This is a genomic window from Blastococcus sp. KM273129 (assembly GCF_021698995.1).
GTDB lineage: Bacteria > Actinomycetota > Actinomycetes > Mycobacteriales > Geodermatophilaceae > Blastococcus.
Window position 1 is genome coordinate 16,177 of record NZ_SSXB01000044.1, and the last position, 14,006, is coordinate 30,182.

The window sequence follows — 14,006 nt, forward strand, 5'->3', positions numbered from 1 at the left end:
CTCGGCTCACCCCGGCAGCGTCAGGTCCCCGGTCTGCAGCTCACCGACCCGCTGGTAGGCCGCCATGACCGCCCCGGTCGAGGTCACCTCCGAGGAGGTCAGCCGCCACGACCGCGCCGCCGCGTCGTCGGGGAACAGCCGCTTGCCCGCGCCCACGACGACCGGGAAGGTGATCAGCCGCAGCTCGTCGACGAGGTCCTCGCGCAGCAGCGTGTGCACCAGCCCGGCCGAGCCGTGCACCTGCAGCTCGCCGCCGTCCGTGGCCTTGAGCCGCCGCACCGCAGCGGGGACGTCGCCCTCGAGCAGCCGCGCGGTGTCCCACTCCAGCGGTGCGGAGAGCGTCCGCGAGGCCACGTGCTTGGTCAGCGTGTTGAGCGCCGTGCCGACGGGGTCGCCGTCGGTCGGCACCTTCGGCCAGTGGGCGGCGAAGATCTCGTAGGTGCCGCGGCCCAGGAGGAAGTCCCCGGCGGGGGCGAACCACCCCTCCATCCGGGCCCCCATGGCCTCGTCGAAGTGCGGCACGAGCCAGCCGCCCCAGCGGAAGCCGCCGGTGGTGTCCTCCCTCGGGCCGCCGGGTGCCTGCATGACCCCGTCGAGGGTCAGGAACGTGGTGACGACGAGCGGACGCATGGGGTGCTCCTTGCTGGAACGGGTGGGTCGCCGGGTAGACGACCGGCGGCGCCGTAACTCATCGCGGACCCGGGCGGGCACCGCGGATCAGGGCAGGCGGCGCGCCCGCCGGCGCTGGTTGCTCTTCGCGCCGTACATCGCGCGGTCGGCGCGGGCGATGACGTCGTCCGCCGGCTCCCCGGGGCGCCCGACGGCCACCCCGACGCTCACCCCGATCGACAGCGGCCCGTCGGGCCCGGGGAAGGGCAGGCTCATCCGGGTGACGACGCGGCGCGAGAGGTCGACCAGCTCGGCTTCGTTCCCGGCGGGGCAGACGATCACGAACTCGTCCCCGCCGAAGCGCGTCACCAGGTTCTCCGCGCCGGCGACCTCGACGAGGCGGGTCGCCACCTCGGCGAGCAGGCGGTCACCCACCCCGTGCCCGTACCGGTCGTTGACCTGCTTGAACTCGTCGAGGTCGCAGAACAGCAGCCCGCACCCGGTCATCTCCAGGCGGAGCCCGAGCACGTCGAACAGCGCCCCCCGGTTGGCGATCCGGGTGAGCGGATCGGTGCGGGTCTGCTCGTGCAGCCACGCCTCCCGGGCCCGCTCCTCGGTGACGTCGAGCCCGACGCAGGCGATCGCGTACGGCCGGCCGGCCTCGTCCCGCAGGACGGTGTTGCGCAGCGTGATCCGCCGCAGCTGGCCGCGCCCGTCGATCCAGTCGGCCTCCAGCGGGTGGGCCGTCCCGGTGGCGATCGCCAGCCGTACGGCGTCCTCGGCATAGGGGACGTCGCCCGGGATGACCCAGACGTCGACGAACCGCCGGCCGAGCAGGTCGTCCCGGTCGAGGCCGGTGAAGCGCTGCAGCGCAGGGTTGGCGAGCACGATCCTGCCCTCGGCGTCGATGATGCACAGCAGTGCGTCGACCGCCTGCACGAAGGCGCACGCCAGGTGGCCGTCCGGGAGCCCCGCGGCTGCGTCACCGCACGCCCCCGCGCCTTCCTGCGCAGGCATCGCGTTCCCACCCCCGCTGCTCGTCGGACGGACCTGTTCCCGCGCCCGGGGCGGTGACCCTACGGCGGGAGCCCCTCCGCGGCGACCGCTCCGGACTGCCCAGGCACCCCGGGTTGCCTAACGTGGCGGTGGTCCGAGAACCGAGGGGGAAGGAAGCGACATGCTCTCCGAGAGGTCCGCACCCGTCATCCAGGCCACGCTGCCGGTCGTCGCCGAGAACATCCAGGAGATCGCGCGGCGGTTCTACGCGCACCTGTTCGGCGAGCACCCCGAACTGCTCGACGGCACGTTCAACCGGGGCAACCAGGCCGAGGGCACCCAGCAGGTGGCGCTCGCCGGTTCCGTGGCGGTCTTCGCCAGCGCGCTGGTCGACCACCCCGACCAGCTGCCCGAGCACCTGATGAGCCGGATCGCGCACAAGCACGCCTCGCTGGGCATCACGCCGGCGCAGTACCAGGTCGTCCACGACAACCTGTTCTGGGCGATCGCCGACGTCCTGGGCGACGCGGTCACGCCGGAGGTGGCCGCCGCCTGGGACGAGGTGTACTGGCTGATGGCCAACGCCCTGATCAACCAGGAGCGCGGCCTCTACAGCGCCCGCGGCGTCCGGCCCGAGACCGTCTGGCGGGAGTGGGAGGTCACCGACAGGATCCGGGAGACCGAGGACGTCCTCACCGTCAAGGTCAAGCGGGTCGACGACCGGCTGGTGAAGACGTCGCTGCCCGGCCAGTACGTGACCGTGCGCCCGGTGATGCCCGACGGCGTCCGCCAACCCCGGCAGTACAGCCTCACCGCCGCCGACGACGGCGAGCACCGCCAGTTCGCGATCAAGCGGGTGCACGGCGGCGGCAAGCCCGACGGCGAGGTGTCCAACCTGCTGCACGACCGGGTCCAGGTGGGCGACCGGATCGAGATGTCCCTGCCCTTCGGCGACGTCGTCCTCGACGACTCCGGCCGGCCGGTCGTCTTCGCCAGCGCCGGCATCGGCATCACCCCGATGGCCGGGATGCTCTCACACCTGGTGAACGCCGGCTCGCACCTGGACATCCGGCTGTGGCACGCGGCGCTGGACGAGCCCTCCTGGGCGTTGCGCCGCCAGGTGCTCGACGACATCCGCACGCTGCCCAACGGGCGGATCGACGTCTGGTTCGAGCGCGGTGGCGAGTGCTCGCTGCCGGTCGACGGCGTGCACGAGGGCCAGGTGGACCTCGACGAGGTGGAGCTGCCGGCGGGCGCGCTGTACTACCTCTGCGGGCCGCTGCCGTTCATGCAGGCGCTGCGCAGCCGGCTCATGGACCGCGGCATCCCGCCGAAGGACATCCAGTACGAGGTGTTCGGCCCCGACCTCTGGCAGGCGGACCTGGACTGAGCAGGAGGGCCGGGCGGCGGACCGCCCGGCCCCTGCCGCTCAGCGCCCCGCGGTGGCCAGCGTCGGGTAGTCGGTGTAGCCCTCCGGGCCGGAGGTGTAGAAGGTGCGCGGGTCGGGCTCGTTCTCCGGGTGCTCGCCGGCCCACCGCTCGACCAGGTCCGGGTTGGCCAGCACGGGCCGGCCGACGGCGACGGCCTCGGCGTGCGCATCCTCGATCAGCTGCACCGCCTCCGCGCGGGTGGTGACCGTCCCGAAGCCGCTGTTGGCGATCAGCGGCCCGCCGAAGCGGCGGCGCAGCTCCTGCACCAGGTCACCGGCGGGCTCGACGTGCAGCACGCTGAGGTAGGCCAGGCCCAGCGGGCGCAGCCCGTCGACCAGCGCGCCGTAGGTGGCCAGCACGTCGGCGCGGTCGGTCTCCAGGGCGCCCTGGATGTTGTGCTCCGGCGAGATGCGCAGGCCCACCCGCCCGGCGCCGATCTCCGCGGCGACGGCGCCGGCGACCTCCAGCACGAACCGGGCCCGGTTCTCCGGGCTGCCGCCGTATGCGTCCTCGCGCCGGTTGGACGCCGGCGACAGGAACTCGTGCAGCAGGTAGCCGTTGGCGCCGTGCAGCTCCACGCCGTCCAGGCCGGCGTCGACGGCGCGGCGCGAGGCGGCGACGAAGTCGGCGACCGTGGCGCGGACCTCCTCGGTGGTCAGCGCGTGCGGCACCGGGAAGGGCTTCTTGACCCCACCGCCGACGTGCACCTCGCCGTCGATGGCGATCGCGCTCGGCCCGACGACGCGCGTGCCGGTCAGCTCGGGGTGGGAGACCCGCCCGCCGTGCATGACCTGCAGGACGATGCGGCCGCCGCGGGCGTGGACGGCGTCGGCGACCCGCCGCCAGCCGGCGGCCTGCTCGTCGGTGACGATGCCCGGCTGGCCGGCGAAGGCCCGCGACTCCTCGTTCGGGAACGTCCCCTCGGTGATGATCAGGCCCACGCCGGCGCGCTGCTCGTAGTGCTCGACGACGACGTCGCGGGGGACGGCGGCCCGCCCGGAGCGCATGCGGGTGAGCGGGGCCATGACGACGCGGTTGGCGAGCTCGAGGTCACCGAGCCGCACGGGGGAGAACAGGTCCATGACAGGGCGCAACCGCCGGGCGCGCGCGGGGGATTCCACGTGCGGCGAGCGTCACGACCGGAAAGGCCCCGCTGCAGGGTCCCGCCGCGAGCAGGTGACGTGCTGGAACGACCCCGTCGCAGGGAACCGGCGCGAGCGGAGCGAGTGCTGGGGGCGACGGGGTCCTGCGTCAGCCGGCGAGGGCGGCGTCCCGCTGCGCGAGGCCGGCCAGCCGGGCGTACCGGCCGCCGAGCACCAGGAGCTCCTCGTGCGTGCCCTGCTCGACGACCCGGCCGGCGTCGAGGACGACGATGCGGTCCGCGTCGCGGACGGTGGAGAGCCGGTGCGCGATGGTGATCGTCGTGCGGCCGCGGGCCGCCTCGTCCAGCGCCGCCTGCACCGCCCGCTCGGTCTCGTTGTCCAGGGCGCTGGTCGCCTCGTCGAGCACCAGCACCCGCGGGTCGCGCAGCAGCGTGCGGGCGATCGCCAGGCGCTGCTTCTCCCCGCCCGAGAAGCGGTGCCCGCGTGCCCCCACCACCGTGTCGTAGCCGTCGGGCAGCGCCGCGATGACGTGGTGCACCTGGGCCCGGCGGGCGGCGTCGACCAGCTCGGCGTCGGTGGCGCCGGGCCGGGCGTGCAGCAGGTTCTCCCGCACCGTCCCGTGCAGCAGGTAGGTCTCCTGGGAGACGACGCCCACGACCTGGGCGAGGTCGGCCAGCCGCAGGTCGCGGACGTCGACGCCGTCGATCACCACCCGGCCGGTCGTGGGATCGTCGAGGCGGGCGACCAGCGAGGCGAGCGTGCTCTTGCCCGAGCCCGTCTCGCCCACCAGCGCCAGGGTGGAGCCGGCGGGCACGGTGAGGTCGACGTCGTCGAGCGCCGGGCGGACGCCGTCGGGGTACCGGAAGCCGACGTGCTCGAAGCGGACCTCACCACGCACCCCGGCCGGGTCCAGCGGCACGGGGGAGGCGGGGTCGTCGATGTCGACGGGCAGGTCCAGGTACTCGAACACCCGGCTGAACAGCGCCATGGAGGCGGTGAGCGAGACGCCGATGTCCAGCAGCTGCATGAGCGGGCGGAAGAGCGCGCCCTGCAGGGTGGTGAAGGCGACCAGCGTGCCGATGGTCATCCCGCCCGACGTCGCCGGCAGCCCTGCGGCGAGGTAGATCAGCGCCGGGATACCGGCGAAGACGACGCTCATCGTGGCCATCCGCCAGCGGCCGGCGAGCTGCGAGCGCACCTCGAGGTCCACCAGGAACTCCGACGTGCCGGCGAAGCGCTGCGACTGCGCGGGCCCCGCGCCGAGGGTCTTGCCCAGCAGCACGCCGCTGACGCTGAGCCCCTCCTCGACCTGGGAGTGCAGGTCGGCGAGGTGCCGCTGCCGCTGGGCGGTGATCGTGCGGCGCATGCGGGCGACCCGCCGGGTCAGCCAGACCGCCGGCGGCAGCACGACCAGCGAGAGCAGCGACAGCCGCCAGCTGAGCACCACCATGGCGACCACCGTGCCGACGACCGTGGTGGCGTTGGCCGCGAAGGACGTGGCGGTCGAGGTGACCACCGACTGCATGCCGCCGATGTCGTTCATCAGCCGCGACTGCACCTCGCCGCCCCTGGTGCGGGTGAAGAAGCCCAGCGGCTGGCGCTGCAGGTGGGTGAAGACCGCCGTCCGCAGGCCGTGCATGACCCGCTGCCCGACGGTGGTGGACAGCCAGGTCTGGACGACGCCGAACACGGCCGTGACGACGGTGACGGCCAGCATTCCGCCGACCGCCCACAGCAGCAGCGGCACGTCCTGCCGGGGGATCGCCTCGTCGATGACCAGGCGGATGAGGAACGGGGTGGCGAGCGCGACCGCGGAGGACGCCACGATGAGTCCCACCACGACGGCGAGCTGCCCGCGGTAGGGGCGGAACAGGGCGGCCACGCGACCCCAGCGCACCGGGGAACGCTCCAGCTGGGCGAGGTCGGCGGGGTCGGGCCGGCGGCCGGAGTTCCCGCCACCGCCGCCCCCACGGCCCCCGCCGCCGGTCATGCTCTCGCTGATCCCGTCCACCTCCAGGTTGCTGAGGTTACCTCACTGTCCGGTAACCGGAGCACCGTCGCTACCATTCCCCCGTGACGGAGGACCGGACCGGCGAGCTGGGCGACCTGCTCATGCGGGTGGCCCGCACGCAGCGCCGCCGGTGGCGCGACGCCCTGGCACCCTGGGACCTCTCCCCCCACCAGGCCCGGGCGCTGCGGGTGGTCTGCGAGCGCGAGGGCGTCCGGCTCAGCGACCTGGCGGAGGCGCTGCACATCGCCCCCCGGTCGGCGACCGAGGTGGCCGACGGGCTGCAGGATCGCGGGCTGGTCGCGCGGACGCCCGACCCCGCCGACCGCCGGGCGGTGCTGCTGCGGCCGACGGACGAGGGCCGCCGGGTGCGGGGCGAGATCGGCCGGGCGCGCGACGCCGACTCCGCGGAGCTCTTCGCCCGCCTGGGGCCCGAGGACCGCGCCGCGCTGGCCCGGATCCTCCGCACCCTGGCCGACTGAGCCCACGACTACGCACCTCACGGGGCCTCCCGCCGCCCCGGGAGGCGCACGGCCGCGGCGTCGGGTGCGACTACTGCCGCTCGGGCGGGTGCTCGGCCCGCCAGCCGTCGAACGCCTCCAGGAAGGAGGCGGCCATCCGGTTCTCGGTGAGCACCTCCTCGCGGTCGCCGTCGTCGCGCATCCGGTCGGCCAGCGCCATGGTGTTGAACCTGATGGCACGGAAGTAGGGGATGAAGGAGCCGGGCGTGAACGCCCGCTCGGACGGCCGCGGCTCGACGCCCTCGGGTGCCCAGGGCGCGGGCTCCGGCAGCGCCGGCAGACCCAGCCCCTCCAGCGCGGAGAGGAAGGGCTCGTCGTCGATCCGGTCGGTGAAGTCGCGGGAGAGCTCGTGGAAGACCTCGCGGCCGTCGGGGGCGACCGCGACGACGACCGGCCGGAAGATCGAGGCGTCCTCGTCCCAGGCCCCCAGCGGCCGGGCCAGCCGGGAGCCGTCCGGGTCGCTCACCCAGCGGTAGGGCACGTGCCAGGTGCGGTCGAAGGCGAGCTGGACCTCGGGCGGGTCGACCGAGGCGAGCACCACCTCGGTGCCGGCGGCGGCGAGGCGGGGCAGCGACGGGGCCAGGCGGACCGCCTGGGCGCAGCAGTAGGGCTACCAGTCGCCCCGCAGGCCGATCAGGAGCAGGGCCGCGCGGTCGTCGGACCGCAGCGCGAGCAGGTCGGCGGTGTCCACCGGGCCACGGTAGGCAGGCCCTCGGCGCGGCGCACCCGGGGCACGGGTGGCCGAACTCACCCCCCGTGCGGCCCGGTCGTGCCTGGAGTCACAGGAAAAGCGCTCAGGTTGCCGGCAGCGCGGTCGTTGAATCGGGAGAGCACCACCGACGACGACGAGAAGCAGGCACCGACGTGACCACCCCCGCTGAGCAGCAGACCACCACCGGCGCCACCACGCGCGTCGCCCCCGCCGGCCGGCGCGGCAGCCGCCCCCGCCGCTGGACCCTGGACCGGATCATCGCGGAGCTGAACCGGGGCGCCTGATCCCGGCGGTCCCGCCGCCACGGGGCGGAGGAATCACGAGCCGGGCTGTTCCCGTGGAGATGTCTCACCGCTAAGATTTCTCCCCATGAGCGAGCGCCGGGTCCGCATCGGCATCGACACCGGGGGGACGTTCACCGACGTCGTCGCCGTGGACGAGGAAACCGGGCGGACGACCACGACCAAGACCCCGTCCACCCCCACCGACCCGGCCGAGGGCTTCCTCACCGGCGTCCGCAAGGTGCTGGACCTGATGGATCTCGACGGCAGCGCGGTCACCGCCGTCAGCCACGGGACGACGGTGGCCACCAACCAGCTGCTCGAGGGCAAGCTGGACCGCCTGGGCTTCATCACCACCGAGGGCTACGAGTCGGTGCTGGAGATCGCCCGGCAGTCGGTGCCCGACGGCTACGGCAACAGCTACTTCTGGGTCAAGCCGCCGCGGATCGTGCCGGCCGACCTGGTCCGCACCGTCCGCGGCCGGCTGGACCACACCGGCGCCGAGGTCCGCCCGCTCGACGAGGACGACGCCCGCGCCGCCGCCCGGTTCTTCCGCGACGCCGGCATCACCACCATCGGCGTGTGCTTCCTGCACGCCTACGCGAACGACGCGCACGAGCGGCGGGTGCTCGAGGTCATCCGCGAGGAGCACCCCGGCGCGGTGGTCAGCATCTCCAGCGAGGTGCTCCGCGAGTACCGCGAGTACGAGCGCTCGGTGACCACGCTGGTCGACGCCGCCGTCAAGCCCAAGGTCGGTGCCTACGTCACCAACATCCGCACCCGCCTCGACGAGATCGCGCCGGGCGTGCCGTTCTACGTGATGAAGTCGAACGGTGGTGTCCTGAGCGCCGCCGAGGTCGTGCACCAGCCGATCACCACGATGCTCTCCGGCCCGGCCGCCGGCGCCCTGGGCGCGGCGCTGATCGCCGGCACCGCCGGGTTCGACCGGGTGCTCACCTGCGACGGCGGCGGCACCTCCACCGACGTCACCGTGGTCATCGACGGCGAGCCGGCGCTGACCACCGAGGGCTCGGTGGGCGACTACCCGTCCAAGATCCCGATGATCGACGTCGTCACCGTGGGCGCCGGCGGCGGCTCGATCGCCTGGCTCTCCCCCGAGGGCACGCTCAAGGTCGGCCCCAAGTCGGCCGGCGCCGACCCCGGCCCGATCTGCTACCCGAAGGGCGGCGACCAGCCGACCGTCACCGACGCCCACGTCGTCCTCGGCCGCATCCCCCCGCACCTGCTCGGCGGCGAGATCCCGCTCAGCGTCGACGCCGCCCGTGCCGGGCTGGAGCAGCTCGGCGGGAAGCTCGACCTCTCCCTGGAGCGCACCGCGACCGGGATCCTGGAGATCTCCGCCTGGAACCAGGCGAACGCGCTGCGCCAGGTGACCGTCGCCAAGGGGCTGGACGTCCGCGACTTCACGCTGACGACCTTCGGCGGCTCCGGGTCGCTGCTGGCCTGCCGGCTCATGGACATCCTCGGCCTGCCGCGCACGCTGGTGCCGCCGAACCCGGGCAACGTCAGCGCCTTCGGCCTGCTCACCGTCGACGTGCGCAACGACTACGTGCAGACCGTCGTCAGCAAGCACGCCGACCTCGACCTGGACCGCGTGCGCGCGGTCTACACCGACCTGGAGGAGCAGGCCGCCGACGCACTGGACGGCGAGGGCTTCGCCCGCGACCAGCAGCGCATGCAGCGGACGGCGGACCTGCGCTACGTCGGTCAGGCGTTCGAGGTGCGGGTCCCGGTCGCCGACGGCGAGCTCGACACGGCTGCCGCCGAGGAGGTCGCGCAGGCCTTCCACGCGGCGCACCGCCAGCTCTACGGCTACGACTTCGCCGACGACCCGCGCCAGGCCGTGGAGTGGGTCAACCTCCGGGTGAGCGGTATCGGCCCGATCCGCCGTCCGGACCTGGTCGAGCTGCCGGCCCGCGAGGGCGGGACGGACCGGGCCGTCACGGGCTCCCGCCGCGTCTTCTTCGACGACTGGGTGGACACGCCCACCTACAACCGGCCCGACCTGGCCCCGGGCGACGTGGTCAGCGGCCCGGCGATCATCGAGGAGTTCGGCTCCACCGTCCCGGTGCACCCCGGCTTCGCCGCCACCGTCGACGCCTACGGCAACCTGCTGCTCACGAAGGAGTCGGGTCAGTGACGACGTTCCCCACCGGTCCCCTGAACGCCACGAAGGTCGACGCCGACCCCGTCCTCGTCGAGATCGTCGCGGGCACGCTCGCCGCGATCGAGAAGGAGGTCGAGACCTCCATCGGCCGCACGTCGCGCTCCCCGATGATCCGCGACGCGCACGACTTCCGCGCCGGTATCCACGACCGGAACCTGCGCAAGCTCACCGGCCGCTCGTACTCGGCGCTCGTGCACCCCGTCGTGCGCGACTACCCGATCGAGCAGATGAACGTCGGGGACGTCTTCTTCCACAACGACGTCTACGCCTCCGAGGGCGGCATCGGCCACCTGCCGGACCTCTGCGTCACCGTGCCGGTCTTCGCCCACGTGGACGGCGCCGAGAAGGTGGTGGCGTTCATCCAGGCGTTCGGCCACCACGACGACATCGGCGGCGCGGTGCCGGGCTCGATGCCCTCGGCGGCGACCAGCGTGTACGAGGAGGGCCTGATGGTCCCCCCGATCAAGCTGTGGGACCGCGGCGTGCCCAACGAGAGCGCGCTGAAGATCATGACGCGCAACTCGCGGATGCCCGACTCCCTGGCCGCCGACCTCGACGCGGAGTGCTCCGCCTGCCTGGCCGGCGCCCGGCGGCTCGGCGAGCTGTTCGACCGCTACGGCGTGGCCGCCGTCGAGGCCTGCTTCGACGCGATCCTGTCGAACTCCACCGAGGTGTACCGGCGGGAGATCCTCTCCCAGATCCCGGACGGCACCTACGTCTGGGAGGACTACGCCGAGCACGACGGCGTCGAGGAGCCCAAGCTCCACCGCCAGCGGATCACGCTGACCATGGACTCCTCGAAGGAGACCCCGCTGGTCATCGACTTCACCGGCACCGGCCCCCAGGCCAAGGGCCCGATCAACCACTGCGGCGACTACGCCGACGGCAACTTCCTCAAGAAGTGGCTGGCGCCGATCCTGCGCAACCTGGCCGAGACGCCGGAGCGGATGGCGCAGCTCGACGTCAACGAGGGCGTCGTCCCGCTGATCGAGATGCGCTTCCCCGAGAAGGGCACGCTGCTCACCCCGATCTTCCCCGCGCCGACCAACGCCCGGACGTTCGTCATCCTGCGGCTGCTCGGCGTCCTGGCGGGCGTGCTGGCCAAGGCCACCGGCGGCCGGATGCCCGCCGACCAGGAGACGATCCGCTACACCGGCGTCTACGGCACCGACTTCGACGGGCAGCCGTACCTCATGCGCGAGGTGCTCGGCGGCGGCTCGGGTGGGCGGTACTACGCCGACGGCGAGGACACCATCCACGTCGTGCCGGACTCGCGGAACCTGCCCACCGAGTTCACCGAGGGTCGCTTCCCGCTGCGCGTCGAGCGGCTCGGCCTGGCGATGGACTCCGGCGGCCCCGGGCGCTACCGCGGCGGCTGCGGCTACGAGAAGCACATCCGGGTGCTCCGCGACGCGCACTTCATGTCGATCGCCGACCGCTCGATCCTGGCCTGCTGGGGGGTCAAGGGGGGCAAGGCCGGGCGGCCGTTCCAGATCACCGTCGACCCGGGCGGCCCGGACGAGCACGAGGTCGACGCGCTGGCCGACGCCGAGCCGCTGAAGGCCGGCACCGTCGTGCGCATCCGCACGACGGGCGGCGGCGGCTGGGGCGACCCGCTGGACCGGCCGGTGGACGAGGTGCTGCGCGACATCGCCTGGCGCAAGGTCTCCGTGGCCGGCGCCCGCGAGGACTACGGTGTCGTCGTGCTCGAGGACGGGACGGCGGACGAGGCCGCCACCGAGGAGCTGCGCGCCTCCCTGCGGGCCGCCCGCACCGGGGACGAGCCGTTCTTCGACCGCGGCCCCGGCTACGCCACCCTCTCCGGCGGCGCCGCGTTCAACGAGTTCGACGTCCTGCACCCCGCTCCCTGACGCCCCGGGCACCGCGCCCGGTCGGCCCGACCCGCTGCACGCAGTCGGCCCCTGCCCACCTCGGTGGGCAGGGGCCGGCTGCTGTCCGGGGCACCGCCTGCGCCCTCGACGGGGCGCGCCCGGCGGAGCCCGTTCCTCAGGTCAGCGGCTCGGTGGTCCCGGGCTCCGGCTTGGCCTGGTCGCCGTCCTGGCCCTGGTCACCTCCGGTGGACGTGTCCTGCTCGACGCCCTCCGGCGTGAACGGCGTCTCCTCGAGCACGTTCTCCCGGGCCTCGTCGCGGTCGGTCCCTGGTACCTCGGTCATCTCGGCCTCCTTCTCGGCGGACCCGGCCCCTACCCCGGCCCGGCCGCGCCGACGCGGGTTGCGCCAGGAGCGGACGGCCCGCCGGCCCGCCCGCGCAGCGCCTCCGCCGTCGCCCCGTCGGCCGGCAGGAACGCCTCGATGCTCAGCTCGGCGGCGGTGACGTCGACGGCGGTGCCGAAGGTGGTGACCGTGCTGAGGAACGACAGGACGGCGTCCCCCGCCCGGACGCGCAGCGGGACCGCGATCCCGTTCGGCGGTGCCGCGGCAGTCCCCCCGGGGAGCGCGACCAGCTCGCGGTGCAGCGCGCCCAGCGACGGGTCACCGGTCACGTGCACCTCCCGGGCCAGCCGGTGCAGCACGTGCCGCCGCCACTGCGGCAGGTCGAGGATGCGGGGGGCGAGCCCGTCGGGGTGCAGGCTGAGCCTGAGCACGTTGACCGGGGGCTCGAGCAGGGCGGGCGCCACCCCCTCGGTGAGCAGCGCCACCGCCCCGTTGGCGGCCACCAGGTGCCACCCCCGGTCGACCACGAGGGCGGGGAAGGGCTCGTAGGCGGCCAGCACGAGGTCCAGCGCCGCCCGCACGGTGGCCATGTCGGGCCCGTCGAGCCGGCGCCGGCCGAACTCGGGCGCGTGCCCGGCGGCGACCAGCAGCTCGTTGCGCTCGCGCAGCGGCACCTCGAGGTGCTCGGCGAGCAGCAGCACCACCTCCCGGCTGGGCCGGGAGCGGCCGGTCTCGACGAAGCTCAGGTGCCGGGCCGAGATGCCGGCCGCCAGGGCCAGCGCCAGCTGGCTGAGCCGGCGTCGCTGCCGCCAGCGGCGGAGCAGCTCGCCCACCCCCGGCGGGGCCTGCAGCGCCGTCACGGCGCGGAACGCTAGCGCCGCCGGACGGGGCCTGTCGCCTACCTGCGAGGTAATCGACGCGCTGACCCCGCGGCGGGACGGTGCTGCCATGGACACCACCACCGCCACCCGCCCCGCCGACCTCCTCCGGGCCGCCCTGCTCCTCGACGCCGCCGTCACCGGGGCCAACGGCGCCGCCTACCTCCTGGCCGCCCCCGCCCTCGCCGACCTGCTCGGCGTCCCCGAGGGCACGCTGCGGGGGCTCGGCGCCTTCCTGCTCGTCTTCGCCGTCGCGGTCGCCGCCGTCGCCGCCCGCCGCCCGGTCCCGCGCGCCGCAGCGGGAGCCGTCGTGGCCGCCAACGCGCTGTGGGCCGCGGGGAGCGTCGGCGTCGTCACCGCCGGCGTCTTCCGGCTGACCGGCGCGGGCACCGCGTGGGTGCTCCTCCAGGCCGCCGCCGTGGCGGGCTTCGCCGGCCTCCAGATCGCCGGCCTGCGCCGGCGCTGACGCCCGGGCCCGCGTTACGAAAGGACGACGGACGGCGGTGACGCGCATGGGCCCGGACGCCACCGGAAAGCCCACGGGGACCGGACGCCGGGGAGCACGCCCCGGAGCACTCCGAACCTGGAGGACCGACCCTTGTCACGACCACTCCGCCCGCTCGCCCACCTCGCCGTCGCCGCGTCGCTGGCGCTCTCCCCCCTCGCCCTCGCCGCCTGCGGGGACGACGACTCCGAGCCGGAGGCGGGGACCGCCGCCGAGGAGACGACGGAGGAGGAGGACGAGGGCTTCGGCGAGACCGATCCGGGCCCCAGCTACGAGGGCGCCTACGACAGCGAGTTCGTCGAGGAGCTCGACCTCTACCTCGGCGAGGAGGTCGTGCTCTCCGCCGGCATCGAGGCGGTCATCGCCCCCCAGGTCTTCGTGATCGCCGGCCCCGCCGACAGCGGCGTGCCTCCCCTGCTGGTGCTGGCGTCCGAGGCGGTCGACGGGCTGGAGCCGGAGACGGGCGTGGAGGTGGCCGGCACCGTGCAGGGCTCGTTCGCGACCACGGCGGCCGAGGAGGACCTGGGCGTCGACCTGGACGACGAGCTGCTCGCGCCCTTCGAGGGCGACCCCTACATCGTCGCCGACAGCGCGGGGGAC

Annotated in this window: 13 protein-coding genes and 1 pseudogene; 7 read left to right on the forward strand and 7 right to left on the reverse strand. The window is 74.3% G+C overall.

The window, feature by feature from the left end; translation table 11 throughout:
* Positions 1–6: 6 nt before the first annotated feature.
* A complete protein-coding gene (locus E9565_RS13345; protein ID WP_236835438.1) occupies positions 7–630 on the reverse strand; it encodes a dihydrofolate reductase family protein in 624 nt (207 codons plus the stop codon).
* 87 nt (positions 631–717) lie between these two features.
* Complete coding sequence (locus tag E9565_RS13350; RefSeq protein ID WP_236826572.1) at positions 718–1,626, reverse strand: GGDEF domain-containing protein; 909 nt, start codon at positions 1,624–1,626, stop codon at positions 718–720.
* 160 nt (positions 1,627–1,786) lie between these two features.
* Between E9565_RS13350 and E9565_RS13355 the strand changes: the two genes are divergently transcribed.
* Positions 1,787–2,995 carry a globin domain-containing protein gene (locus E9565_RS13355; RefSeq protein ID WP_236835440.1) on the forward strand — a complete coding sequence of 403 codons (1,209 nt, stop codon included), beginning with the start codon at positions 1,787–1,789 and terminating at the stop codon, positions 2,993–2,995.
* Between the two features lie 39 nt (positions 2,996–3,034).
* On the opposite strand, the gene E9565_RS13360 is transcribed toward E9565_RS13355, so the two are convergent.
* Together E9565_RS13360 and E9565_RS13365 are read right to left on the reverse strand one after the other, a co-directional pair.
* Positions 3,035–4,156 (reverse strand): alkene reductase, encoded by a 1,122-nt coding sequence (locus tag E9565_RS13360; protein ID WP_236826570.1) that lies wholly within the window; start codon positions 4,154–4,156, stop codon positions 3,035–3,037.
* Between the two features lie 130 nt (positions 4,157–4,286).
* A complete protein-coding gene (locus E9565_RS13365) occupies positions 4,287–6,149 on the reverse strand; it encodes an ABC transporter ATP-binding protein (RefSeq protein WP_308196131.1) in 1,863 nt (620 codons plus the stop codon).
* Between the two features lie 62 nt (positions 6,150–6,211).
* Between E9565_RS13365 and E9565_RS13370 the strand changes: the two genes are divergently transcribed.
* Entirely contained in the window at positions 6,212–6,628 is a 417-nt protein-coding gene (locus tag E9565_RS13370) for a MarR family transcriptional regulator (protein WP_236828706.1), read from the forward strand.
* A 70-nt stretch (positions 6,629–6,698) separates the two neighbouring features.
* Here E9565_RS13370 and E9565_RS13375 read toward each other — a convergent pair.
* Positions 6,699–7,265, reverse strand: a pseudogene (locus tag E9565_RS13375) (peroxiredoxin family protein); the annotation flags it as partial.
* Between the two features lie 266 nt (positions 7,266–7,531).
* Here E9565_RS13375 and E9565_RS22565 point away from each other — a divergent pair.
* The 3 genes from E9565_RS22565 to E9565_RS13385 all read left to right on the forward strand — a co-directional run bounded on the left by E9565_RS22565 (position 7,532) and on the right by E9565_RS13385 (position 11,719).
* Positions 7,532–7,663, forward strand: coding sequence for a hypothetical protein (locus tag E9565_RS22565; protein ID WP_255715832.1), 132 nt, complete (start codon positions 7,532–7,534; stop codon positions 7,661–7,663).
* An 85-nt stretch (positions 7,664–7,748) separates the two neighbouring features.
* Complete coding sequence (locus tag E9565_RS13380; protein WP_236835442.1) at positions 7,749–9,821, forward strand: hydantoinase/oxoprolinase family protein; 2,073 nt, start codon at positions 7,749–7,751, stop codon at positions 9,819–9,821.
* The gene (locus E9565_RS13385) at positions 9,818–11,719 is read left to right on the forward strand and encodes a hydantoinase B/oxoprolinase family protein (protein WP_236828708.1); all 1,902 of its coding nucleotides are present in this window, start codon (positions 9,818–9,820) and stop codon (positions 11,717–11,719) included. The genes E9565_RS13380 and E9565_RS13385 overlap by 4 nt, the downstream gene beginning before the upstream one ends.
* Before the next feature lie 136 nt (positions 11,720–11,855).
* On the opposite strand, the gene E9565_RS13390 is transcribed toward E9565_RS13385, so the two are convergent.
* Positions 11,856–12,023, reverse strand: coding sequence for a hypothetical protein (locus E9565_RS13390; RefSeq protein ID WP_236828709.1), 168 nt, complete (start codon positions 12,021–12,023; stop codon positions 11,856–11,858).
* Between the two features lie 29 nt (positions 12,024–12,052).
* On the reverse strand, positions 12,053–12,883 hold the full coding sequence (locus E9565_RS13395) for a helix-turn-helix domain-containing protein (RefSeq protein ID WP_236828710.1): 831 nt from the start codon (positions 12,881–12,883) through the stop codon (positions 12,053–12,055).
* Positions 12,884–12,971: 88 nt separating this feature from the next.
* On the opposite strand from E9565_RS13395, the gene E9565_RS13400 reads away from it, so the two are divergent.
* Positions 12,972–13,367 (forward strand): hypothetical protein, encoded by a 396-nt coding sequence (locus E9565_RS13400; protein WP_236835444.1) that lies wholly within the window; start codon positions 12,972–12,974, stop codon positions 13,365–13,367.
* A 132-nt stretch (positions 13,368–13,499) separates the two neighbouring features.
* A partial coding sequence (locus E9565_RS13405) for a hypothetical protein (protein ID WP_236835446.1) occupies positions 13,500–14,006 on the forward strand: 507 nt, incomplete at its 3' end.

What these genes read in the sequence shown, in the direction of transcription:
- E9565_RS13355 (WP_236835440.1), top strand. Translation starts at nt 1,787, where the DNA reads ATGCTCTCCGAGAGGTCCGCACCCGTCATCCAGGCCACGCTGCCGGTC.
- E9565_RS13390 (WP_236828709.1), bottom strand. Translation starts at nt 12,023, where the DNA reads ATGACCGAGGTACCAGGGACCGACCGCGACGAGGCCCGGGAGAACGTG.
- E9565_RS13350 (WP_236826572.1), bottom strand. Translation starts at nt 1,626, where the DNA reads ATGCCTGCGCAGGAAGGCGCGGGGGCGTGCGGTGACGCAGCCGCGGGG.
- E9565_RS13400 (WP_236835444.1), top strand. Translation starts at nt 12,972, where the DNA reads ATGGACACCACCACCGCCACCCGCCCCGCCGACCTCCTCCGGGCCGCC.
- E9565_RS13380 (WP_236835442.1), top strand. Translation starts at nt 7,749, where the DNA reads ATGAGCGAGCGCCGGGTCCGCATCGGCATCGACACCGGGGGGACGTTC.
- E9565_RS13345 (WP_236835438.1), bottom strand. Translation starts at nt 630, where the DNA reads ATGCGTCCGCTCGTCGTCACCACGTTCCTGACCCTCGACGGGGTCATG.